The organism is Klebsiella huaxiensis (assembly GCF_003261575.2).
GTDB lineage: Bacteria > Pseudomonadota > Gammaproteobacteria > Enterobacterales > Enterobacteriaceae > Klebsiella > Klebsiella huaxiensis.
The window spans coordinates 566,344-589,907 of sequence record NZ_CP036175.1; the positions used below are offsets into that span (position 1 = coordinate 566,344).

General features: G+C 50.7%; 15 protein-coding genes, 3 tRNA genes, 4 rRNA genes and 1 pseudogene. 9 read left to right on the plus strand and 14 right to left on the minus strand.

Annotated elements, in window-relative coordinates:
* Positions 1-343: 343 nt before the first annotated feature.
* From DA718_RS02725 to rrf (DA718_RS02755), 7 genes are all read left to right on the plus strand, one after another.
* Positions 344-1,883, plus strand: a 16S ribosomal RNA gene (locus DA718_RS02725).
* Positions 1,884-1,954: 71 nt separating this feature from the next.
* Positions 1,955-2,031 (plus strand) — tRNA-Ile (locus DA718_RS02730).
* 109 nt (positions 2,032-2,140) lie between these two features.
* Positions 2,141-2,216: transfer RNA gene (locus DA718_RS02735), tRNA-Ala, on the plus strand.
* A gap of 200 nt (positions 2,217-2,416) precedes the next feature.
* Positions 2,417-5,323: ribosomal RNA gene (locus tag DA718_RS02740) — 23S ribosomal RNA — on the plus strand.
* 65 nt (positions 5,324-5,388) lie between these two features.
* Positions 5,389-5,504 (plus strand): 5S ribosomal RNA (gene rrf, locus DA718_RS02745).
* A 14-nt stretch (positions 5,505-5,518) separates the two neighbouring features.
* Positions 5,519-5,594, plus strand: a tRNA-Thr gene (locus DA718_RS02750).
* Between the two features lie 38 nt (positions 5,595-5,632).
* Positions 5,633-5,748, plus strand: a 5S ribosomal RNA gene (rrf, locus tag DA718_RS02755).
* Together the 16S, 23S and 5S rRNA genes with 3 tRNA genes alongside form the textbook arrangement of a ribosomal RNA operon.
* A gap of 234 nt (positions 5,749-5,982) precedes the next feature.
* Here rrf (DA718_RS02755) and DA718_RS02760 read toward each other — a convergent pair.
* From DA718_RS02760 to DA718_RS02770, 3 genes are all read right to left on the minus strand, one after another.
* A complete protein-coding gene (locus DA718_RS02760; RefSeq protein WP_110272798.1) occupies positions 5,983-6,204 on the minus strand; it encodes a hypothetical protein in 222 nt (73 codons plus the stop codon).
* Positions 6,205-6,487: 283 nt separating this feature from the next.
* Entirely contained in the window at positions 6,488-9,598 is a 3,111-nt protein-coding gene (locus DA718_RS02765; RefSeq protein ID WP_112213509.1) for an efflux RND transporter permease subunit, read from the minus strand.
* Between the two features lie 13 nt (positions 9,599-9,611).
* Positions 9,612-10,751, minus strand: a complete 1,140-nt coding sequence (locus DA718_RS02770; RefSeq protein ID WP_112213510.1) for an efflux RND transporter periplasmic adaptor subunit — start codon at positions 10,749-10,751, stop codon at positions 9,612-9,614.
* Between the two features lie 379 nt (positions 10,752-11,130).
* Between DA718_RS02770 and envR the strand changes: the two genes are divergently transcribed.
* On the plus strand, positions 11,131-11,769 hold the full coding sequence (gene envR / locus DA718_RS02775; RefSeq protein WP_112213511.1) for an acrEF/envCD operon transcriptional regulator: 639 nt from the start codon (positions 11,131-11,133) through the stop codon (positions 11,767-11,769).
* An 84-nt stretch (positions 11,770-11,853) separates the two neighbouring features.
* On the opposite strand, the gene fis is transcribed toward envR, so the two are convergent.
* From fis to acuI, 11 genes and pseudogenes are all read right to left on the minus strand, one after another.
* Positions 11,854-12,150, minus strand: coding sequence for a DNA-binding transcriptional regulator Fis (fis, locus tag DA718_RS02780; protein ID WP_003855228.1), 297 nt, complete (start codon positions 12,148-12,150; stop codon positions 11,854-11,856).
* Between the two features lie 24 nt (positions 12,151-12,174).
* Complete coding sequence (dusB, locus tag DA718_RS02785; protein WP_112213512.1) at positions 12,175-13,140, minus strand: tRNA dihydrouridine synthase DusB; 966 nt, start codon at positions 13,138-13,140, stop codon at positions 12,175-12,177.
* A gap of 328 nt (positions 13,141-13,468) precedes the next feature.
* Positions 13,469-13,636, minus strand: a pseudogene (locus tag DA718_RS02790) (carbonic anhydrase family protein); the annotation flags it as partial.
* Positions 13,637-13,695: 59 nt separating this feature from the next.
* Positions 13,696-14,577, minus strand: coding sequence for a 50S ribosomal protein L11 methyltransferase (gene prmA / locus DA718_RS02795; protein WP_112213513.1), 882 nt, complete (start codon positions 14,575-14,577; stop codon positions 13,696-13,698).
* Between the two features lie 11 nt (positions 14,578-14,588).
* Entirely contained in the window at positions 14,589-16,040 is a 1,452-nt protein-coding gene (gene panF, locus DA718_RS02800) for a sodium/pantothenate symporter (RefSeq protein ID WP_112213514.1), read from the minus strand.
* Positions 16,030-16,272 carry a YhdT family protein gene (locus DA718_RS02805; protein ID WP_112213515.1) on the minus strand — a complete coding sequence of 81 codons (243 nt, stop codon included), beginning with the start codon at positions 16,270-16,272 and terminating at the stop codon, positions 16,030-16,032. The genes panF and DA718_RS02805 overlap by 11 nt, the downstream gene beginning before the upstream one ends.
* 108 nt (positions 16,273-16,380) lie before the next feature.
* Positions 16,381-17,730, minus strand: coding sequence for an acetyl-CoA carboxylase biotin carboxylase subunit (gene accC, locus DA718_RS02810; RefSeq protein WP_112213516.1), 1,350 nt, complete (start codon positions 17,728-17,730; stop codon positions 16,381-16,383).
* 10 nt (positions 17,731-17,740) lie between these two features.
* Positions 17,741-18,211, minus strand: a complete 471-nt coding sequence (accB, locus tag DA718_RS02815; RefSeq protein ID WP_110272807.1) for an acetyl-CoA carboxylase biotin carboxyl carrier protein — start codon at positions 18,209-18,211, stop codon at positions 17,741-17,743.
* 393 nt (positions 18,212-18,604) lie between these two features.
* Positions 18,605-19,204 carry a protein-methionine-sulfoxide reductase heme-binding subunit MsrQ gene (gene msrQ, locus DA718_RS02825; protein ID WP_112213517.1) on the minus strand — a complete coding sequence of 200 codons (600 nt, stop codon included), beginning with the start codon at positions 19,202-19,204 and terminating at the stop codon, positions 18,605-18,607.
* Positions 19,204-20,205, minus strand: a complete 1,002-nt coding sequence (gene msrP / locus DA718_RS02830) for a protein-methionine-sulfoxide reductase catalytic subunit MsrP (RefSeq protein ID WP_112213518.1) — start codon at positions 20,203-20,205, stop codon at positions 19,204-19,206. The genes msrQ and msrP overlap by 1 nt, the downstream gene beginning before the upstream one ends.
* A 77-nt stretch (positions 20,206-20,282) precedes the next feature.
* On the minus strand, positions 20,283-21,257 hold the full coding sequence (acuI, locus tag DA718_RS02835; protein WP_112213519.1) for an acrylyl-CoA reductase (NADPH): 975 nt from the start codon (positions 21,255-21,257) through the stop codon (positions 20,283-20,285).
* A gap of 219 nt (positions 21,258-21,476) precedes the next feature.
* Between acuI and csrD the strand changes: the two genes are divergently transcribed.
* Positions 21,477-23,417: an RNase E specificity factor CsrD gene (gene csrD, locus DA718_RS02840; protein WP_112213520.1), complete on the plus strand. Its 1,941-nt coding sequence runs from the start codon at positions 21,477-21,479 to the stop codon at positions 23,415-23,417.
* Positions 23,418-23,564 lie beyond the last annotated feature (147 nt).

Consider the following 23,564-nt stretch of genomic DNA (forward strand, 5'->3'; position numbering starts at 1 on the left):
TTGGAAAAAAAGATCTAAAAAAGTCTTGTGCAAAAAGATGGGATCCCTATAATGCGCTCCCACTGACACGGCAGATGTGAATCACTTCACACAAACAGCCGGGTCGGTTGAAGAGAAAAACCTGAAAATAAGGTTGACTCTGAAAGAGGAAAGCGTATTATACGCCACCTCGCAACGGTGAGCGAAAGCCGCGTTGCACTGCTCTTTAACAATTTATCAGACAATCTGTGTGGGCACTCAAAGTGACATGGATTCTTAATGTCTCCGGACAATAAATGAATACCAAGTCTCTGAGTGAACATACGTAATTCATTACGAAGTTTAATTCACGAGCATCAAACTTAAATTGAAGAGTTTGATCATGGCTCAGATTGAACGCTGGCGGCAGGCCTAACACATGCAAGTCGAACGGTAGCACAGAGAGCTTGCTCTCGGGTGACGAGTGGCGGACGGGTGAGTAATGTCTGGGAAACTGCCTGATGGAGGGGGATAACTACTGGAAACGGTAGCTAATACCGCATAACGTCGCAAGACCAAAGTGGGGGACCTTCGGGCCTCATGCCATCAGATGTGCCCAGATGGGATTAGCTTGTTGGTGAGGTAACGGCTCACCAAGGCGACGATCCCTAGCTGGTCTGAGAGGATGACCAGCCACACTGGAACTGAGACACGGTCCAGACTCCTACGGGAGGCAGCAGTGGGGAATATTGCACAATGGGCGCAAGCCTGATGCAGCCATGCCGCGTGTATGAAGAAGGCCTTCGGGTTGTAAAGTACTTTCAGCGAGGAGGAAGGGGGAGTGGTTAATAACCATTTTCATTGACGTTACTCGCAGAAGAAGCACCGGCTAACTCCGTGCCAGCAGCCGCGGTAATACGGAGGGTGCAAGCGTTAATCGGAATTACTGGGCGTAAAGCGCACGCAGGCGGTCTGTCAAGTCGGATGTGAAATCCCCGGGCTCAACCTGGGAACTGCATTCGAAACTGGCAGGCTAGAGTCTTGTAGAGGGGGGTAGAATTCCAGGTGTAGCGGTGAAATGCGTAGAGATCTGGAGGAATACCGGTGGCGAAGGCGGCCCCCTGGACAAAGACTGACGCTCAGGTGCGAAAGCGTGGGGAGCAAACAGGATTAGATACCCTGGTAGTCCACGCTGTAAACGATGTCGACTTGGAGGTTGTTCCCTTGAGGAGTGGCTTCCGGAGCTAACGCGTTAAGTCGACCGCCTGGGGAGTACGGCCGCAAGGTTAAAACTCAAATGAATTGACGGGGGCCCGCACAAGCGGTGGAGCATGTGGTTTAATTCGATGCAACGCGAAGAACCTTACCTACTCTTGACATCCACGGAACTTGCCAGAGATGGCTTGGTGCCTTCGGGAACCGTGAGACAGGTGCTGCATGGCTGTCGTCAGCTCGTGTTGTGAAATGTTGGGTTAAGTCCCGCAACGAGCGCAACCCTTATCCTTTGTTGCCAGCGATTCGGTCGGGAACTCAAAGGAGACTGCCAGTGATAAACTGGAGGAAGGTGGGGATGACGTCAAGTCATCATGGCCCTTACGAGTAGGGCTACACACGTGCTACAATGGCATATACAAAGAGAAGCGACCTCGCGAGAGCAAGCGGACCTCATAAAGTATGTCGTAGTCCGGATCGGAGTCTGCAACTCGACTCCGTGAAGTCGGAATCGCTAGTAATCGTGGATCAGAATGCCACGGTGAATACGTTCCCGGGCCTTGTACACACCGCCCGTCACACCATGGGAGTGGGTTGCAAAAGAAGTAGGTAGCTTAACCTTCGGGAGGGCGCTTACCACTTTGTGATTCATGACTGGGGTGAAGTCGTAACAAGGTAACCGTAGGGGAACCTGCGGTTGGATCACCTCCTTACCTTAAAGAACCTGCCTTTGTAGTGCTCACACAGATTGTCTGATGAAAAATTAGCAGTAAAAAATCTCTGCAGGCTTGTAGCTCAGGTGGTTAGAGCGCACCCCTGATAAGGGTGAGGTCGGTGGTTCAAGTCCACTCAGGCCTACCAAATTTGCCCTGATACTGTGTTGTGAAACGACTCGCATACGCCAGTATGCTTCGTCATTCCACGCCTTGTCTCAGGACAAATTATCGGTACAGAGATAAGTCTTTACGATGGGGTTATAGCTCAGCTGGGAGAGCGCCTGCCTTGCACGCAGGAGGTCTGCGGTTCGATCCCGCATAGCTCCACCATCCTTTTACTGCAAAAAACAAGAAAACTTCAGAGTGTACCTGAAAAGGTGCACTGCGAAGTTTTGCTCTTTAAAAATCTGGATCAAGCTGAAAATTGAAACGACACGCCGTGTCTGTTCTCCGTAATAAGAACAGAATGACGGTGTGTTCGAGTCTCTCAAATTTTCGCAATCATGAAGTGAAACATCTTCGGGTTGTGAGGTTAAGCGACTAAGCGTACACGGTGGATGCCCTGGCAGTCAGAGGCGATGAAGGACGTGCTAATCTGCGATAAGCGTCGGTAAGGTGATATGAACCGTTATAACCGACGATTTCCGAATGGGGAAACCCAGTGTGTTTCGACACACTATCGTTAAGTGAATACATAGCTTAACGAAGCGAACCGGGGGAACTGAAACATCTAAGTACCCCGAGGAAAAGAAATCAACCGAGATTCCCCCAGTAGCGGCGAGCGAACGGGGAGGAGCCCAGAGTCTGAATCAGTTTGTGTGTTAGTGGAAGCGTCTGGAAAGTCGCAGGGTACAGGGTGATACTCCCGTACACAAAAACACACAGGCTGTGAACTCGAAGAGTAGGGCGGGACACGTGGTATCCTGTCTGAATATGGGGGGACCATCCTCCAAGGCTAAATACTCCTGACTGACCGATAGTGAACCAGTACCGTGAGGGAAAGGCGAAAAGAACCCCGGCGAGGGGAGTGAAACAGAACCTGAAACCGTGTACGTACAAGCAGTAGGAGCCCACTTGTTGGGTGACTGCGTACCTTTTGTATAATGGGTCAGCGACTTATATTCTGTAGCAAGGTTAACCGAATAGGGGAGCCGCAGGGAAACCGAGTCTTAACTGGGCGTTAAGTTGCAGGGTATAGACCCGAAACCCGGTGATCTAGCCATGGGCAGGTTGAAGGTTGGGTAACACTAACTGGAGGACCGAACCGACTAATGTTGAAAAATTAGCGGATGACTTGTGGCTGGGGGTGAAAGGCCAATCAAACCGGGAGATAGCTGGTTCTCCCCGAAAGCTATTTAGGTAGCGCCTCGTGAATTCATCTTCGGGGGTAGAGCACTGTTTCGGCTAGGGGGTCATCCCGACTTACCAACCCGATGCAAACTACGAATACCGAAGAATGTTATCACGGGAGACACACGGCGGGTGCTAACGTCCGTCGTGAAGAGGGAAACAACCCAGACCGCCAGCTAAGGTCCCAAAGTCATGGTTAAGTGGGAAACGATGTGGGAAGGCACAGACAGCCAGGATGTTGGCTTAGAAGCAGCCATCATTTAAAGAAAGCGTAATAGCTCACTGGTCGAGTCGGCCTGCGCGGAAGATGTAACGGGGCTAAACCATGCACCGAAGCTGCGGCAGCGACACTATGTGTTGTTGGGTAGGGGAGCGTTCTGTAAGCCGTTGAAGGTGGCCTGTGAGGGTTGCTGGAGGTATCAGAAGTGCGAATGCTGACATAAGTAACGATAAAGCGGGTGAAAAGCCCGCTCGCCGGAAGACCAAGGGTTCCTGTCCAACGTTAATCGGGGCAGGGTGAGTCGACCCCTAAGGCGAGGCCGAAAGGCGTAGTCGATGGGAAACAGGTTAATATTCCTGTACTCGGTGTTACTGCGAAGGGGGGACGGAGAAGGCTATGTTAGCCGGGCGACGGTTGTCCCGGTTTAAGCATGTAGGCGGGCGTTTTAGGTAAATCCGGAACGTCATTTAACGCTGAGGTGTGATGACGAGGCACTACGGTGCTGAAGTAACAAATGCCCTGCTTCCAGGAAAAGCCTCTAAGCATCAGGTAACATCAAATCGTACCCCAAACCGACACAGGTGGTCAGGTAGAGAATACCAAGGCGCTTGAGAGAACTCGGGTGAAGGAACTAGGCAAAATGGTGCCGTAACTTCGGGAGAAGGCACGCTGATGGTAAGTGAAGTGACTTGCTCATGGAGCTGAAATCAGTCGAAGATACCAGCTGGCTGCAACTGTTTATTAAAAACACAGCACTGTGCAAACACGAAAGTGGACGTATACGGTGTGACGCCTGCCCGGTGCCGGAAGGTTAATTGATGGGGTTATCCTCGCGGAGAAGCTCTTGATCGAAGCCCCGGTAAACGGCGGCCGTAACTATAACGGTCCTAAGGTAGCGAAATTCCTTGTCGGGTAAGTTCCGACCTGCACGAATGGCGTAATGATGGCCAGGCTGTCTCCACCCGAGACTCAGTGAAATTGAACTCGCTGTGAAGATGCAGTGTACCCGCGGCAAGACGGAAAGACCCCGTGAACCTTTACTATAGCTTGACACTGAACACTGGTCCTTGATGTGTAGGATAGGTGGGAGGCTTTGAAGTGTGGACGCCAGTCTGCATGGAGCCATCCTTGAAATACCACCCTTTAATGGCTGGTGTTCTAACGTGGACCCGTGATCCGGGTTGCGGACAGTGTCTGGTGGGTAGTTTGACTGGGGCGGTCTCCTCCTAAAGAGTAACGGAGGAGCACGAAGGTTAGCTAATCCTGGTCGGACATCAGGAGGTTAGTGCAATGGCATAAGCTAGCTTGACTGCGAGCGTGACGGCGCGAGCAGGTGCGAAAGCAGGTCATAGTGATCCGGTGGTTCTGAATGGAAGGGCCATCGCTCAACGGATAAAAGGTACTCCGGGGATAACAGGCTGATACCGCCCAAGAGTTCATATCGACGGCGGTGTTTGGCACCTCGATGTCGGCTCATCACATCCTGGGGCTGAAGTAGGTCCCAAGGGTATGGCTGTTCGCCATTTAAAGTGGTACGCGAGCTGGGTTTAGAACGTCGTGAGACAGTTCGGTCCCTATCTGCCGTGGGCGCTGGAGAATTGAGGGGGGCTGCTCCTAGTACGAGAGGACCGGAGTGGACGCATCACTGGTGTTCGGGTTGTCATGCCAATGGCATTGCCCGGTAGCTAAATGCGGAAGAGATAAGTGCTGAAAGCATCTAAGCACGAAACTTGCCCCGAGATGAGTTCTCCCTGACCCTTTAAGGGTCCTGAAGGAACGTTGAAGACGACGACGTTGATAGGCCGGGTGTGTAAGCGTAGCGATACGTTGAGCTAACCGGTACTAATGAACCGTGAGGCTTAACCTTACAACGCCGAAGATGTTTTGGCGGGTTTGAGAGAAATTCAGCTTGATACAGATAAACAGAATTTGCCTGGCGGCGACAGCGCGGTGGTCCCACCTGACCCCATGCCGAACTCAGAAGTGAAACGCCGTAGCGCCGATGGTAGTGTGGGGTCTCCCCATGTGAGAGTAGGGAACTGCCAGGCATCAAATTTAGTGTGCTGATATGGCTCAGTTGGTAGAGCGCACCCTTGGTAAGGGTGAGGTCCCCAGTTCGACTCTGGGTATCAGCACCAGTTTTTAGGTTAAAGTTCGGCGATTTGAAAAGAATTTGCCTGGCAACGATAGCGCGGTGGTCCCACCTGACCCCATGCCGAACTCAGAAGTGAAACGCCGTAGCGCCGATGGTAGTGTGGGGTCTCCCCATGTGAGAGTAGGGCATTGCCAGGCACCAAATAAGTGAAAAGCCCATCCATCAGGATGGGCTTTTTGCGTTTCTAATCGCGTGAAAATATCAATTCGCGCTATGTACTCAATTCAGCTTCGGTTTATATCGTTAGAGTGGCCTGCGCTATTCCGATCACAGAGCATTGGTGCAGTAACTTAAGTATATTGAGTGTATCTTGCCGAAAAATGGTACCGGGATTAGCTCCGGTACCAGTGCATAGCGGGGATTGTAAGTGATTAGCGAGTTAGTGCGACAATGCCAAGCGTCAAGCCTGCAATTGCAGCCGCGCCTCCGGCAATAGCACCCGCGGTTTCCCAGTTGTCCTGAGTCGTTCCTTTCATACAGGTATTAGTGTGTACTAATCTACCTTCGGAGTCATAGACAGGTACGCACGGAGAATCGTGTGCACAACCAGCGAGAAGCGTTGTCAACAATGTGACTAAAACGAATTTTTTCATGATGTTACCTCTAAATAATCCGTTTCGCTGTAATGGGAACCCATACATTACGGAATAGCCTATTTTATCATCGGTAATACTGAGGACGGGTAGGGTAAATAATCTCAATTTATGAGCAACGTAAATATCGTGAAGAAACTTACGCGATTATGTCGTCATAATATGGCTAGTTGAATAACGTGCGATCTTTTAAAAAATAATAAACACGTTGATCTCTATCGGGATGATCAAAAACTTCAGGCATAAAAAAAGGCGCCTGAATGGCGCCTTTGGAAAGAGAGGCTTACTCGATATGCTTAGTAAAGCGGCGTCTTACGACAACAAAGAACACTGGTACGAAGAAGATAGCCAGCAACGTTGCTGTCAACATTCCTCCCATCACTCCCGTACCCACGGCGTTTTGTGCCCCGCTGCCTGCCCCATGGCTAATAACCAAGGGCAGTACCCCAAGAATAAAGGCCAATGAGGTCATTAAGATAGGGCGTAAACGCATACGAGATGCTTCGAGCGTTGCTTCAATGATTCCCTTCCCTTCTTTATCCATAAGGTCTTTCGCAAATTCGACAATAAGAATAGCGTTTTTGGCAGAGAGACCGATCGTCGTTAATAAACCTACCTGAAAATAAACATCATTATTAAGCCCACGTAATGAGGCAGCCAATAATGCCCCAATAACCCCTAACGGGACGACTAACATTACGGAGAATGGAATAGACCAGCTTTCATAGAGTGCGGCAAGACACAGGAAAACCACTATTAGCGAAATTGCATATAAAGCAGGTGCCTGATTACCGGATAAGCGTTCCTGATAAGACATTCCTGTCCAGTCGAAGCCAATACCAGTAGGCAACTTGTTTGCTAGTTGTTCCATTAAAATCATTGCATCACCGGTACTTTTGCCCGGAGCGGCTTCACCCAGAATTTCCATCGAAGGTAAGCCGTTATAACGCTCCAGGCGCGGAGAACCATAAACCCAGTGTGAGGTTACAAAAGCTGAGAATGGTACCATTTCGCCATTAGCGCTACGGACGTACATACTATTGATGTCGCTTGGCAACATACGGAAATGGGCGTCAGCCTGAACATAGACTTTTTTAACCCTACCATGGTCAATAAAATCATTAACGTAATAGCCGCCTAGCGCTGCGGAAATGGTTTCATTGATATCAGATAGTGAAATACCCAGTGCCTGGGCTTTCTCCTGATCAACATCGAGCTTAAATTGCGGAGTATCTTCAAGCCCATTTGGTCGTACGCGAACCAGTTGATCCGGATGTTCTCTTACCATACCAAGCAACTGATTTCGTGCTTGAGTCAGCGCGCTATGGCCGAGGTTACCCTGGTCGATAAGTTCAAAGTCGAAGCCTGTCGCGGTACCCAACTCAATAATTGCGGGGAGATTAAATGGGAAAACCATGGCGTCTTTAATCTGGCTGAATGCGACCGTGGCTCGCTTGATGATTGCTTCAACCCCATTCTCCGAACCACTGCGCGCCTCCCATGGCTTCAGACTGACAAATGCCATGCCGGAGTTTTGTCCCTGGCCGCTAAAGCTAAAACCGTTAACGGTAAAGACGCTTTCAACATTCGTCTTCTCTTTATGCAGATAGTAGTCGGTAACGGTATCGAGGACCTTCTGAGTACGTTCTTGCGTTGCGCCTGATGGAAGTTGAATCATGGTCATAAATACCCCCTGATCCTCATCCGGTAAAAAGGAGGTTGGCAGACGCATAAACAGTACAGCCATGCCAACGACAATCAGCAGATAGATGATGAGATAGCGCCCGGTACAGCGTAGTATTCCGCTGACGCTGTTGGTGTAGTGGTTGACACTACGGTCAAATTTCGCATTAAACCAGCCAAAAAAACCTTTCTTCTCATGATGATCGGCTGAGGTGGGTTTCAATAAAGTGGCGCAAAGTGCAGGAGTCAGAATCAGTGCAACCAACACGGATAGCGCCATCGCTGAGACGATAGTAATGGAGAATTGGCGATAGATCGCGCCCGTAGAACCGCCAAAGAAGGCCATGGGAACAAAAACTGCCGATAGCACCATGGCTATACCAACCAGCGCCCCCTGAATTTGCGACATTGATTTTTCTGTCGCTTCTTTTGGGGATAGCCTCTCTTCAACCATCACGCGCTCGACGTTTTCCACCACCACGATGGCATCATCGACCAGCAATCCTATTGCCAGCACCATACCGAACATCGTTAGCGTGTTGATGGAATAGCCAAAGGTAGCCAGCACGGCGAATGTGCCAAGCAAGACGACAGGAACCGCAATGGTGGGGATCAATGTGGCACGAATGTTCTGGAGGAACAGATACATCACCAGGAAGACGAGAATAATCGCTTCAAACAGCGTCTTCACCACCTCATGAATAGAGATCTTCACGAACGGTGTGGTGTCGTAAGGGTAAACGACTTTCATTCCCTGCGGAAAGTAGGGCTGTAGTTCAGCAAGCTTTGCTTTAATCGCGGCAGCGGTATCGAGGGCATTGGCGCCGGTAGCAAGCTTAATCCCCAGCCCGGATGCTGGTTTACCGTTAATTTTGGCGACGACGTTATAGTTTTCACCGCCCAGCTCAATGCGAGCCACGTCTTTCAGATGAACCACTGAGCCGTCAGCGTTTACCCGCAGCGTCACCTTGCCAAACTCTGCAGGGTCTTTAAGTCGTGTTTGAGCAATGATTGACGCGTTTAATTGTTGGCCTTTAATAGCGGGTGTTCCGCCAAGTTGGCCTGCGGCAATCTGATCATTCTGTACCTGCAACTGGTTAATCACATCAACAGGCGTCAGGTTGTACTTATTCAGCAGGTTGCCATCCAGCCAAACACGCATGGCATATTGGGCCCCGAAGAGTTGTACGTCGCCAACGCCGTTAAGTCGGCTAATAGTATCTTTGACGTTTGATGCAACGTAGTCAGAAATATCATCCTGAGTAGTGCTGGTGTTATCGGAGATGAATCCAGCGACCAGCAGGAAACTGCTGCTTGATTTCTCAACGCTAATCCCCTGTTGCTGCACTTCCTGAGGTAGCAGTGGTGTGGCGAGCTGGAGCTTATTCTGTACCTGGACTTGCGCAATATCCGGATCTGTACCCGATGTGAAGGTCAAGGTGATGGTGACGCCGCCTGCGGAATCACTGGTTGAAGACATGTACATCAGGTTATCGATACCATTCATGTTCTGTTCGATAACCTGAGTCACAGTATCCTGCACGGTCTGCGCATCGGCACCTGGATAGGTCGCAGATATGGCAACAGCTGGTGGGGCGATCGTCGGGTATTGTGCAATAGGCAGTTGCATAATTGCGAGACCGCCAGCAATCATCATAATGATGGCCAGCACCCAGGCGAATACCGGTCGATGGATAAAAAACTTAGACATAGTTATTCGTACCTTATTGCGCGACGGATGTCGCGGTATCCACTTCGGCCTTCACTGTGACGCCGGGACGAACCTTCTGCAGACCGCTGACAATAACTTTTTCACCAGATTTAAGACCGCTGGTAATTAACCACTTATCGCCAATCGCCTGTGAGGTCGCAACCTGGCGGCTTTCAACCTGGTTTTTGTCATTAACGATCATCACGCTGGCATCACCACGTGGTGTGCGGGTGACTCCCTGCTGAGGAACCAGAATGGCATTCGGAGCTACGCCTTCATCAATGCGGGCGCGGACGAACATCCCCGGCAACAGCGAATGTTGTGGATTCGGAAAGATTGCTCGCAGCGTAATTGAGCCAGTGCTTTCATCCACTGTGACGTCGGAGAATTGCAGAGTGCCTTTTAGCGCGTAAGGTTGACCGTTTTCCATAATTAGCTGCACGCTTTTGGTATCGCTGCCGTGCTGCAGGCTTTCCTGTTTCAGACGCATGAAATCATTACTGGATTCGGTGACATCGACATAAATCGGATCGAGTTGCTGTACCGTTGCCATTGCATCTGCCTGCCCATTGGTCACGAGGGCGCCTTCAGTCACGCTGGATTTACCGATGCGACCGCCGATTGGCGATGTCACTTTGGTGTAAGCCAGATTAATGCGCGCACTTTCGACGGTGGCTTTTGCGGCAATAACATCGGCATCAGCCTGACGTGCGGTCGCTACAGCCTGATCGTATTCCTGCTGGCTGATGTATTGTGTTCCGAGAAGAGGTGCGTAGCGTTTCACCGTCAGATGAGCGATGGTCGCTGCTGCTTCGGCTTTGGCTTCATCACCTTTTGCGCTGTTATAAGCGGCTTGATAAGTCGCCGGGTCGATTTGATAGAGAGACTGCCCGGCATTGACATCGCTACCTTCGACAAAGTTACGCTGTAGAATAATTCCGCTAACCTGCGGGCGTACTTCCGCAACGCGGTATGCTAATGTTCGACCCGGAAGTTCCGTGGTCACTGACAGCGGCGCGCTGCTTACAATATGGACTGAAACCTGAGGTATCTGCGTATGCGGTTGTTGATCACCTGAATTATCGCAACCGCTAAGCAAGATGGTAGAGATGATTAGGCTGGATAAAAGTGTAACCCGGGCGTGACTCGTCATTGCTGTTCCTTATAGATTGCGGGCCGAGTTTGGCAACCAATCTGTGAAAGAAATAATGGATAAAAATGCGGTTTGTTATCCTACAAATAAAAAACGAGGTATGTAAGGAATAGTTATTTTTTAGCCATCAGCAAGGCACGCAAAAGCAAAGCAATAGTCATTTTAATCTAAGAATGATCTCAAGTTAAAATTCTCTTACATTGATATTCATTAAATGAATAATGCACTTGTTAATTATTTGGTTTGTGTATTTATTGTTTTTTTTGTTGAGATTTTGCTTATCTGTGTTTTTGCTAAACAATATTGATTATCTGATGCTAGATTTATATGTATCCTGGTATTTCTTATATTATAGATATGGCGTTAAATGGAGCATCGTATGCCAAGAAGAACAAAAGAAGATGCGTTAAAGACGCGGCAGCTCCTGATTGAGTCTGCCATTCAGCAATTCGCTCTGCGTGGGGTCACCAACACTACGCTAACTGACATCGCTGATGCTGCTGGCGTGACGCGAGGGGCTGTATATTGGCACTTCTCCAGTAAAGCAGAACTGTTTAACGAGATGTGGCAACAACAGCAACCGTTACGAGATCTGCTTCAGCATCAAATTCCGACAGATAGTCAGGATCTGTTAGGCAATTTACGGGCGAAATTTATTACAGGTTTGCAATATATTGCCGATAATCCCAGACAGCGTGCGTTAATGCAAATTCTGTATCATAAATGCGAATTTTCCAGCGATATGATGTCAGAGGTAGAGATTCGTAAAAGAATTGGTTTTAGCTATCCCATTATTCGAGGGGTTTTACAGCGTTGTCTTAGTAATAGATTATTACCAGCTGAAACAAACGTTGAAATTTTATTGATTGTCTTACACAGTGCATTTACCGGCATTATCAAAAACTGGTTAATGGAGCCGGAACAATTCGATCTTCATCAACAGGCTCCCGCTTTGGTGGATAATATTATGTCGGTACTTTGCGGTGTAAATAGTCATGCAAATGGGCTGCGGGGGTAGTAAATTGATAAATCAGAGAAAATAAAAAAGGCGCTTCCCCATGCCGAAGAGCGCCTTTTTAATCATACAGTTAACTGATTAGTATCAGTTCATGCCGTATTTTTTCAGTTTCTTACGCAGAGTACCACGGTTGATACCCATCATCAGGGCAGCACGCGTCTGGTTACCACGGGTGTATTGCATCACCATGTCCAACAGGGGCTGTTCTACTTCAGCCAGTACCAGCTCATACAGGTCACTCACATCCTGACCGTTCAGTTGAGCAAAATAGTTCTTCAGTGCCTGTTTAACCGAGTCACGCAGGGGTTTTTGAGTTACCTGATCCTGAGAGTTAACGGTAGAAACGGTCAGTACGTCAGAATTTACGCGTTGTTCGAACATAGTTCTGTCAGCTCTTTATTTCTATTACGCAAAATTTTCGAAGTATGCCTCCAACGCCGCCAGCTGTTCGCTGGAATCTTCTATGGCGTTGAATGTGCGCCGAAACTGGTCATTTGGAGCGTGCTCCTGGAGATACCAGGATACGTGTTTACGCGCGATTCGGTACCCTTTTGCCTGACCGTAAAAGTCATGCAGTTCCCGAACGTGCGCACAAAGCAAGCGCTTAACCTCTGCCAAAGGCAGCGGGGGCAGCAGCTCTCCAGTGTCCAGATAGTGCTGGATTTCCCGAAAGATCCAGGGTCTTCCCTGAGCCGCGCGGCCTATCATAAGGGCATCAGCCCCCGTATAGTCGAGCACAGCTCTGGCTTTAAGCGGGTCAGTAATGTCACCATTCGCGATAATCGGAATGGAAACTTTCTGCTTAACTGCCCGAATACTGTCGTACTCAGCATCTCCGTTAAACAAACAGGCGCGTGTGCGTCCGTGAATAGTCAGAGCCTGAATGCCACATTCTTCAGCCAGTTGGGCAATCTCTACACAGTTACGGTGTTCCGGTTCCCAACCGGTGCGAATCTTGAGAGTCACGGGAACGTCCACTGCCTTGACGACCGTCGTCAGGATTGACTTAACCTGATCGGGGTACTGCAAGAGGGCTGAACCTGCAAACTTACGATTCACCTTTTTAGCCGGGCACCCCATATTGATATCAATAATTTGGGCACCGCTTTCCACGTTAATTCGGGCGGCTGCAGCCATTTCTTCCGGAACGCTACCGGCGATTTGCACGGTACGAATACCGGGCTCATCAACATGTACCATCCGTAAACGAGATTTGTCACTTTCCCAAACCTGAGGGTTAGAAGACATCATCTCGGATACGGTCAATCCTGCTCCCATCTCGTAGCACAGCGTCCTGAATGGTCTGTCAGTAATGCCAGCCATTGGCGCTGCGATCAGGCGATTTCTGAGCTGGTATTGTCCGATACGCATGAGTTAAGAAATGACCATATGTGACTGCAAGGCGGCGTATATTACGCATTTTTTGCATGAGATGAAAGGCCAAACTTTAACCAATCCACTGAGATGGATCAAAGAATCGCTGTACAATTAAGCGACTATGAATAATTAACTATATAAATCATTGAATTAAGAATTTGCGTTGAATTTATCTACACATATAATTTTGCGTAACTTCTCGTTTTTTCTTCATCAGGTCACGGACTGACAAGATAATCTGCTGAATAAATCAACAAATTATCCCAACTTAATGTGACTATGCTCTCATTTTCAGAACATGATCGTGAAGCGTATCTTAAGATTACTCGACGACTACGAGACCATTTAGCGGCTGTGTCGGGCGATTGTTATCGTGATGCATGGTATGGCTGAAGTTTTCCAACTGTACGGCAGAAAGTGTCAGGGGATGTTTGAGGACAATCCAGGTGACGCCTTCGGAACAAGGTGGAGTGGTTAGAGAACCGCTGAACGGAGGGGTTGCACAGAAAACGCGGAGAAATGTGGCCTGCTGAGAGGCCACAGAGAAGATTATTTTTTACAAGCGGTGATCCGGCACCACTCTTCTTTCTCCACCACCGGGTCGAGGTCAAAGAGCTCAGCATAGGCTTCACAAACTCTCTCTGCCTGGCTGGCAAGGATACCGGAAAGGCCCAACAGACCGCCTGTAACTGGCAGCACGCTGATAAGAGGAGCTAACTCGCGTAAAGGGCCGGCCAGTATGTTTGCGACCACTACATCGGCTTTCATGGCGTCTGGCTGATCTTTCGGCAGATAGAGTTCAAGTCGCTCAGAAACCCCATTACGCTCGGCGTTATCGCGGCTGGCCTGAATAGCCTGCGGGTCAATATCAATACCGATGGCTTTCGCTGCGCCCAGTTTTAATGCAGCGATGGCCAGGATGCCGGAGCCGCAGCCAAAATCGATAATCGTTTTGCCTTCGAGATCGAGTCCATCCAGCCACTGTAGACACATTGCAGTTGTAGGATGCGTACCAGTACCAAACGCCAGACCCGGGTCGAGCATCACGTTGACGGCATTCTTATCCGGCACATCGCGCCAGCTAGGGCAGATCCACAGACGCTTACCGAAGCACATGGGATGGAAGTTATCCATCCATTCGCGTTCCCAGTCTTTGTCTTCAAGCTGTTCGATTTTATGTACGAAACCGGTACCCAGAAGCGGATGCTGTTCCAGAAGTGCAACCACCTCTTTCATGTCCGTTTCTGCGTCAAACAGACCAATAACATCGGTATCGCCCCACAGGCGGGTTTCACCGGGCAAAGGTTCAAACACCGGCGTGTCGTGAGTGTCCTGGAAAGTGATAGAAACGGAGCCCGCTTCCATCAGGGCATCACTCAGTTCTTCCGCGTTTGCACCGGTAGTGTTCAGTTTCAGTTGGATCCATGGCATGGCAGAACTCTTTATTTATCAGTAGTCAACATGGCGGCTTGCGGGGCGGAGGAACCAAAACGGTTTCCGACCAGGAAAGCCAACAAACTTAGCAGTAACGAGGGCACGATCGGGTGGAACCCCAGATACTGAATATTAAAAGTGGCGAGTATGGCATACAGTACGCCGCCGACGATCATGGCGCTCAATGCGCCTTTGGCGTTCGCACGTTCCCAGTACAGACCCAGCACCAGTGGCCATAAGAACACAGCCTCAAGCCCACCGAATGCCAGCAGGTTGAGCCAGATGATCATCTCAGGCGGACGCCAGGCGGCGAGCATCATCAGGATCCCTAGTACCAGCGTAGTGATCGTTGAGATCCGCTTTAGCTTCTGCTCGTTATGTCTTTTTGCCGGTTGTGCGCTGAGCCAAAGATCTTTAATGATCGTAGCCGATGCCTGCAATAAATGGGCGTTAACGTTCGACATGATTGCGGCCATTGGCGCGGCCAGAAACAGGCCGGCGGCCCACGGCGGCAGGACCTGTACCATCAGAGTCGGGATCACTTGATCCGGGACGGTCAGGTCAGGCAGCACCGCTCTTCCCAGCGCGCCGGCCAGATGCATACCAAACATTAGGATCGCGACAACAATGGTACCGATAATGATCCCGCGGTGGACGGCTTTACTATCCTTATAGGAAATACAGCGCACGGCGGTATGCGGTAGGCCGATAACGCCGAAGCATACCAGCACCCAAAAGGACATCATAAAGGCAGGGGTGAGAATATCATCCGCACCGTGTGGCGATACCAGCTTCGGGTCGATGTGCTGTAGCGTATCGACAGCATTATGTAAACCGCCAGCTGTGTGGACGACGCCAACCAGCAGCACGATTGTGCCGATCAGCATTACCATACCCTGCATGGTGTCATTGAGGACGCTGGCGCGAAAGCCGCCGAAGGCCGTATACAACGCAATGGTGATGCCAAAGATCAGCAACCCATTTTCATACTTAATTCCGGCGGCTGTCTCCAGCAGTCGGGCTCCGCCGATAAACTGCACAGCAATCGCCCCGACAAAAGCGACCAGCAGGCTCACGCTGGCTATCCATACGACCGCGCGACTTTGATAACGCGCCTGTAGCATATCGTTCAGGGTGATCGCGTTGTAACGCCGTGCCAGGATAGCGAATTTCTTGCCAAGAATGCCGAGCGAGAGCCAGATTGTCGGAACCTGAATCATGGCCAGCAGCACCCAGCCAAGCCCGTATTTATAGGCGGCTCCCGGTCCACCAATAAATGAGCTGGCACTGATATAGGTGGTCGTCAGCGTCATCGCGAGGACGAAACCACCCATTGAACGGCTCCCGAGAAAATACTCGCTGAGAAAATTGCCGCTACTGCGTTTGCGCATCGCGTAAAACGACAGCCCGAATACCAAACACAGGTAGGCAAGCAGGACGACGATGATTTCAAACTGCATCGTTATCCTCCAGAGAGATGTCGCGGAAAATGAAACGCACCATTCCCCAACACAGTAGGATAAACAGCAGTGGTACCAGCAGACAGGCCATTTCGAACCAATGTGGCAGGCCGGTTATACCAATACCCACGCCCGGCAGATAGGCACCAGCCAGCCAGGCAGCAAGATAGAGGAGGGTCAGCCACAGCGCCCAGCGCGCTTCTTTATGGGCCTGAACAAACCGTTTGTCCATTTTTGTCCCTTGAAGATGAAGAAAGCGGGGATTGTACCGCATGGAAAAGATGAGAAGAGAGAAAAAGAAAAAGGCCGGATTATCCGGCCTCTTGCAACGATGGCAGTATTACTTCTCCTGCAATCCGAGTTTTTTCTCCAGATAGTGGATATTGGTACCACCATTCTGGAAATGCTCGTCGTTCATGATACGAATCTGCAGATCAACGTTGGTTTTGATGCCATCGATAATCAGTTCCTGCAACGCATTTTTCATACGTGCAATCGCCACATCACGGTTTTCGCCGTAGCAGATAAGCTTACCGATCATTGAGTCATAGTACGGAGGCACGGTGTAACCTGCGTAGATATGAGACTCCCAACGTACACCAAAACCGCCCGGCGCGTGGAAGCGAGTAATTTTACCCGGACTCGGCAGGAAGGTGTTCGGGTCTTCGGCGTTGATACGGCATTCCACCGCATGGCCTTTAACCACGACTTCATCCTGTTTGATGGACAGCGGCTGACCAGCTGCAATACGCAATTGCTCTTTGATCAGGTCAACGCCGGTGATCATTTCAGTTACCGGGTGTTCAACCTGAATACGGGTGTTCATTTCGATGAAATAGAACTCGCCGTTTTCAAACAGGAACTCGAAAGTACCCGCCCCGCGATAGCCGATATCCACGCATGCTTTGGAGCAGCGCTCGCCGATATAGCGACGCAGTTCCGGAGTAATGCCCGGTGCTGGCGCTTCTTCGACCACTTTCTGGTGACGACGCTGCATAGAGCAGTCGCGTTCCGCCAGATAGATAGCGTTGCCCTGGCCGTCAGCAAGAACCTGGATCTCAATATGACGAGGATTCTCCAGATATTTCTCCATATAAACCATGTCGTTGCTGAAAGCGGCTTTCGCTTCAGCTTTAGTCATGGAGATGGATTGCGCCAGTTCGGCATCACCGCGAACAACGCGCATACCGCGACCGCCGCCGCCGCCGGATGCTTTGATAATCACCGGGTAGCCAATGCGTTTCGCATGAGCACGGTTAACATCCATATCGTCGCCCAGAGGGCCGTCGGAACCGGGAACGGTCGGCACGCCCGCTTTCTTCATCGCGGTGATAGCAGACACTTTGTCGCCCATCAGGCGGATGGTGTCTGCTTTCGGGCCGATAAAGATAAAGCCAGAACGTTCTACCTGTTCGGCGAAATTCGCGTTTTCTGAGAGAAAACCATAACCCGGATGAATAGCCACCGCGCCAGTAATTTCAGCGGCGCTGATGATTGCCGGGATATTCAGATAGCTTTTTACGGACGGAGCCGGGCCGATACAGACCGTCTCATCCGCTAACAATACGTGTTTTAAATCGCGATCCGCCGTTGAGTGCACAGCAACGGTCTTGATGCCTAATTCTTTACAGGCACGCAGGATACGCAATGCAATCTCGCCACGGTTGGCGATAACAATTTTATCCAGCATGTTCGCCTCGTTATTCGATGACGACCAGTGGCTCGTCAAATTCTACCGGTTGACCACTTTCGACCAGAATGGCTTTCACCACGCCGGATTTATCGGCTTCGATCTGGTTCATCATTTTCATGGCTTCAACGATGCACAGGGTATCGCCCGCGTTAACTTTCTGACCGATTTCGATGAACGCTTTCGCGTCCGGGCTCGGGGTGCGGTAGAAAGTACCAACCATTGGGGAACGTACGATGTGACCACTGATTTCCGCTGCTGCAGGGGCTTCCATTGCTGGAGTTGCCGCCGGAGCGACAGCGTTAGACAAAGCTGGCTGCTGCATCATCGGTGCAGCGTAAGCCTGTTGCATCACCGGGAAACCTACGTTCGGCGCGGCACGACTGATGCGTACAGACTCTTCGCCTTCAGAAATTTCCAGTTCGGAGATGCCTGATTCTTCAACCAGCTCGATCAGTTTTTTTATCTTACGAATATCCATGAGTGGGTTCCGTACTCTTTGTTTAGTGTGATTGTGACAGGCGTGTTAGCACCGTCTGTAAAGCATATGAACTACTGCTACGAACAAGACGCCGCGTCTCTTTTGAGGTCGACAGGTAAGCTCCGATAGTCTAGTAGCAAAATGCGGAACTTATCAGCTATCATGCGGCCATCTTCTGCCATTCTCGGGTAAAAAACAAAATATACCTTCGATGTGCGATTGTCACCTTTTCGGGACTCAAAAAGCCCGTCAGGAAAACCAAAGTCGCACATTATAACTATTTCGTAGCATTTGGCAGCTAAATACTGGTCTTATCAGGGAAGATTATCAACCGCTATCGTGTAAAGAGTCGCGGTTGATAAAAGATCTGCGGGAAACTGCACACATCCGAAATTAGCGCCACCACTGGCGGAACTTCTTGTATCGCCATGCTAAAACGAGGACCGCCAGCAGTGCATAGATTATCGGCTGCGGGGATAAAATCTTCACCGACCACAGATAGTGGATGGGGGCGAGGATCGCAGCTAAATAGATGAAGTTATGTAATGTTTGCCAGCGGCGGCCAAGTTTTCGCTGCATCGCCTGGGTAGATGTCGCCGCAAGGGCCAGCAGTATCAACCAACTAATTAAGCCCAACGTCAGGTAAGGCCTGGTGAGCACTTCCGTGCCCAATAGCGCCAGATTGTTAATGCCGAGTTCGAGCAGCGTGTAGCTGGTCAAATGCAGCGTGGCCCAGGCAAAGCACCATAAACCTAATAAGCGTCGGGTGCGTATCAATAAAGGCTGCTTAGCGTAGCGCGCCAGCGGAGAGACAAGCAAGGTCGCCAGCAGGAATTTAAGAGCCATCCTACCGGTAAAGTGCTGAATATCTTTTGCCGGGTCGGCGCTGAAATACCCCTGATTTCCTGCCCAGAAAAGCCATATCAAGGGTAAAAAACCGGCCAGATGGAGTATCACTTTCAGCCCGGTTATCTGTTTTACGTTCAGGCGCACTAGTAGTTCTCCCGCAAATTCAGGCCCCGGTACAGCGATGCAACTTCATCAGCATAGCCGTTGAACAACAGCGTTGGCTGACGTTTGACATCGAGGACGCCGCCCGCGCCGATAAATCTCTCGGTAGCCTGTGACCAGCGGGGGTGATCGACGTGCGGATTGACGTTGGCGTAGAAACCATATTCATCAGGACCGGCCAGGTTCCAGGTCGTGGGTGGGCGCTCGCGAGTCAGTTCGATACTGACGATGGACTTGATCCCTTTAAAGCCGTATTTCCAGGGAACGGTTAACCGAACCGGCGCGCCGTTCTGCGGCGGCAGCGCTTTGCCATATACGCCAACGCTGAGCAGAGTCAGAGGATGCATCGCCTCATCAAGCCGCAGCCCCTCAACGTATGGGTATGCCAGCCCGCCGCCGATAAAGCGATCTTTCTGGCCTGGCATTTGCTCAGGGGCGTAAAGGGTTTTAAATGCCACGTAGCGGGCGTTGCTGGTGGGTTCGACCAGCGAGAGTAATTTATGTAACGGGAATCCGACCCACGGAACCACCATCGACCAGGCTTCGACGCAGCGCATCCGGTAAATACGCTCCTCCAGCGGGAATCGCCTGGTCAGGTCATCATGATCGAGCGTCAGCGGTTTCGCCACTTCGCCACCGATCGTCAGCGTCCACGGATCGGTGCGCAGGCTGCCAGCATTGGCCGCAGGGTCAGCTTTATCGAGCCCAAATTCATAGAAGTTGTTGTAGCCGGATACTTTATCTTCCGGCGTCAGCGTCAGATTGTTTTGCCACTGTTCTGGTTTATCGAAAGTCAGTGCTTTACCTGCAGGTGCTGGTGGGCGGTCGTTGCCTTTAAACCAATCCAGCAGATCCGCTTGCGCGGTGGGAGAGAGTGAAAGGGCGGTCGCGCTGATGCCTAACATTTTCAGCACCTGGCGACGTTGCAGCATAAAAACGGATTCTGCCGTCACGTCGGCTTCCGTTAGTTTTTTCAGTTTCATGGCATCCTCCGTCATGCATTTTTCTAAGCATGACGGAGGCGGAGACTTATCGCGAATATGTCACGAAAAATTGCAGATTAGGCGATCTTCACCAGCGTGCGGCCCTGAATCTGGTTAGCCATAATCTTATCGGCAAACTCAGGGGCTTCGGCGAGGGTAATTTCAGTTGCGCTTTGCGCATAGAATGACTCCGGCAGATCGTGAACCAGTCGCAGCCAGGCTTGAGCACGGCGAGCGGGCGGGGTCATGACGGAGTCCACGCCCTGCAGGCGGACGTTGCGCAGAATAAACGGCATCACGGTTGTCGGCAGGGCGAATCCCCCAGCCAGACCACAGGCTGCTACGCATCCGCCGTAGTTCATTTGCGCCAGCACTTTCGCCAGCACTTTATCGCCGACGGTATCTACGGCACCAGCCCACAGCTGTTTTTCCAGCGGGCGGGTTTCGGCGAACTCATCGCGGCTAAGGATGCGCTGTGCACCAAGGCTTTTCAGATATTCATGGGTACTTTCGCGACCGGACACCGCCACTACCTGATATCCCAGATGATGCAGCAGAGCCACCGCGGTACTGCCAACGCCGCCGCTGGCACCCGTCACAACGATTTCGCCATCTTCAGGACGAATACCGGCATCTTCCAGCGCCATCACGCACAGCATGGCGGTGAAACCTGCGGTGCCAATGGCCATTGCTTTACGGCCATCCAGACCTTGAGGCATTGCCACCAGCCAGTCGCCTTTTACGCGAGCTCGCTCTGCGAGTCCGCCCCAGTGGTTTTCACCGACACCCCACCCGGTTAACAGCACTTGCTGGCCTGCATGGAAGCGTGGATCTTCGCTACTGTGCACAGAGCCTGCGAAATCGATGCCAGGAATCATCGGAAAGTTACGGATGATTTTTCCTTTACCGGTGATGGCCAATGCATCTTTATAGTTTAGGCTCGACCATTGGATATCCACTGTCACATCGCCCTGCGGCAACTGGCTGGCGTCAATGGTTTGCACCGAAGAGATTGTTTTGCCATCCTGCTGTTCTAAGATTAAAGCCTGCATGCGCCGATCCTCATAGGTTGGATGATTGGAAAATTTTTTCTGCAGACTATACTCGCTAACGGCATTATGACACCGATGTAACGCAATAAATTGCCAGATGCGCCAGCTTTGGTAGTATGCGTCGCTCTTTAGCAAGTTAGTGCTTACTTTAGCCTAAGTGCCACTACAGGAGCCCGAATGTTTGTCGGGTAGTCATTCACATGCGGAGTTAACACAGGGATGCGATTAACGACGAAATTCTCAGCGTTTGTCACGCTACTGACTAGCCTGACTATCTTTGTCACGCTTATTGGTTCTTCGCTGAGTTTTTATAATGGTATTCAGCTCAAAATGTCCAACCGCGTCCAGGCCGTGGCGACGATGCTGGATAACCGCCTGGTTTCTATGTCTTTTGACCAGCTCGAACCGCAGATGGATGAGCTGATGACGCCGGTGGAAGTAGTGCACATTGATTTTCAGCTCAATGGCAAATCGGTCTACCGCCATTCACGTACCGATAATTATCGCCCGTTAGGCAGCAGCAACCAGTTTCGCAATATCACGGTGCCATCGCTTAAGCATCCTGGTATGGTTATCCATCTGGTTTATCTGGATCCGATGGCTAATTATTTCCGTTCTCTACATGTCACCGCGCCGCTCTCTATCGCCATTGGCTTTATGGTGTTGATCATCTTTTTCTCCGTGCGCTGGATCCGCCGTCAACTGGCAGGACAGGAGTTACTGGAGCTGCGAGCCGCACGCATTCTTAATGGTGAGCGTGGGCCGCAGGTTCGTGGATCGGTACATGAATGGCCGGCTAACATCAGTAGCGCGCTGGATATGCTGCTATCAGAACTTCAGTTTGCCAGCGATCAGCGAAGTCGTATGGATACGCTGATTCGCTCTTACGTCGCTCAGGACTCAAAAACTGGGCTGAGTAATCGTCTGTTCTTTGATAATCAGCTGACGACGCTGCTCGAAGACCAGGAAAAAGTCGGGTCATATGGCATCGTGATGATGATCCGATTGCCTGATTTCGATCTACTGCGCGATAACTGGGGACGTGCTGCGACCGAAGAGCATTACTTTACGCTGATCAACATGCTTTCCACTTTTATTATGCGCTACCCCGGCGCGCTGCTGGCCCGCTATCACCGTAGCGATTTTGCTGTCCTGCTTCCTCATCGCACGTTAAAAGAGGCTGACAGCATTGCCGGATTGCTATTGAAAGCCATGGATGCTCTGCCGCCGACGCGAATTCTCGATCGCGACGATATGATGCATATTGGGATCTGTGCATTTCGCAGTGGGCAAACGGCGGCTCAGGTCATGGAACACGCGGAAGCGGCAACACGCAATGCGGTACTACAAGGCAGTAATAGTTGGGCAGTCTATGATGATTCTTTGCCGGAGAAAGGCCGTGGTAACGTCCGCTGGCGAACGCTGATTGAGCAAATGCTTAGCCGAGGCGGACCGCGACTCTACCAGAAACCCGCCGTGACTCGCGATGGGCGCGTTCATCACCGGGAACTGATGTGCCGTCTTTATGACGGTAAAGAAGAAGTGATTGCGGCGGAATATATGCCGATGGTGTTGCAATTCGGTCTGGCAGAAGAGTATGACCGCCTGCAGATTACCCGAATATTGCCATTTTTAGGTTTCTGGCCGGAAGAAAACCTCGCTTTACAGATTACGGTTGAGTCGTTAATTCGCCCGCGATTCCAGCGTTGGCTGCGCGATACTTTGATGCAATGCGAAAAATCGCAGCGTCGACGTATTATTTTTGAACTTGCAGAGGCTGATGTTTGTCAATATATCGCCCGTCTGCAGCCGGTTATGCGGCTAATTAATGCTTTAGGTATTCGGGTGGCTGTTGTTCAGGCGGGTCTGACGCTGGTTGGAACCAGTTGGATCAAGCAGCTTGACGTCGAAGTTATTAAGCTGCATTCGGGATTATCGCGAAATATAGAAAAACGCAGTGAGAATCAACTGCTGGTTCAGAGCCTGGTTGAAGCCTGTAAGGGAATGCCGGTTCAGGTTTTCGCGACGGGCGTGCTCAGCCGTAGCGAGTGGCAGGTGCTGTCTCAATGCGGTGTCACTGGTGGTCAGGGGGAATTTTTTGCCGCCTCACAGCCACTTGACACAAATGTGAAAAAATATTCGCAAAGATACTCTGTTTGATCTGCCGTTTAGCGTGATTTCACGTAGAATAACGCGCGCTATAGTGAAGGGGGTGTGCTTGTCTACCTGCCGGATTATCGCAATGTAAATGCCAGTTCATGACCTTTGACAGGTTACAGATTCAAGCGCGGAGCGCTGCTGAAGATT

Excerpts from the sequence above, each read along its gene's own strand:
- DA718_RS02760 (WP_110272798.1), bottom strand. The coding sequence starts at position 6,204 with ATGAAAAAATTCGTTTTAGTCACATTGTTGACAACGCTTCTCGCTGGT.
- DA718_RS02765 (WP_112213509.1), bottom strand. The coding sequence starts at position 9,598 with ATGTCTAAGTTTTTTATCCATCGACCGGTATTCGCCTGGGTGCTGGCC.
- DA718_RS02770 (WP_112213510.1), bottom strand. The coding sequence starts at position 10,751 with ATGACGAGTCACGCCCGGGTTACACTTTTATCCAGCCTAATCATCTCT.
- envR (WP_112213511.1), top strand. The coding sequence starts at position 11,131 with ATGCCAAGAAGAACAAAAGAAGATGCGTTAAAGACGCGGCAGCTCCTG.
- fis (WP_003855228.1), bottom strand. The coding sequence starts at position 12,150 with ATGTTCGAACAACGCGTAAATTCTGACGTACTGACCGTTTCTACCGTT.
- dusB (WP_112213512.1), bottom strand. The coding sequence starts at position 13,140 with ATGCGTATCGGACAATACCAGCTCAGAAATCGCCTGATCGCAGCGCCA.
- prmA (WP_112213513.1), bottom strand. The coding sequence starts at position 14,577 with ATGCCATGGATCCAACTGAAACTGAACACTACCGGTGCAAACGCGGAA.
- panF (WP_112213514.1), bottom strand. The coding sequence starts at position 16,040 with ATGCAGTTTGAAATCATCGTCGTCCTGCTTGCCTACCTGTGTTTGGTA.
- DA718_RS02805 (WP_112213515.1), bottom strand. The coding sequence starts at position 16,272 with ATGGACAAACGGTTTGTTCAGGCCCATAAAGAAGCGCGCTGGGCGCTG.
- accC (WP_112213516.1), bottom strand. The coding sequence starts at position 17,730 with ATGCTGGATAAAATTGTTATCGCCAACCGTGGCGAGATTGCATTGCGT.
- accB (WP_110272807.1), bottom strand. The coding sequence starts at position 18,211 with ATGGATATTCGTAAGATAAAAAAACTGATCGAGCTGGTTGAAGAATCA.
- msrP (WP_112213518.1), bottom strand. The coding sequence starts at position 20,205 with ATGAAACTGAAAAAACTAACGGAAGCCGACGTGACGGCAGAATCCGTT.
- acuI (WP_112213519.1), bottom strand. The coding sequence starts at position 21,257 with ATGCAGGCTTTAATCTTAGAACAGCAGGATGGCAAAACAATCTCTTCG.
- csrD (WP_112213520.1), top strand. The coding sequence starts at position 21,477 with ATGCGATTAACGACGAAATTCTCAGCGTTTGTCACGCTACTGACTAGC.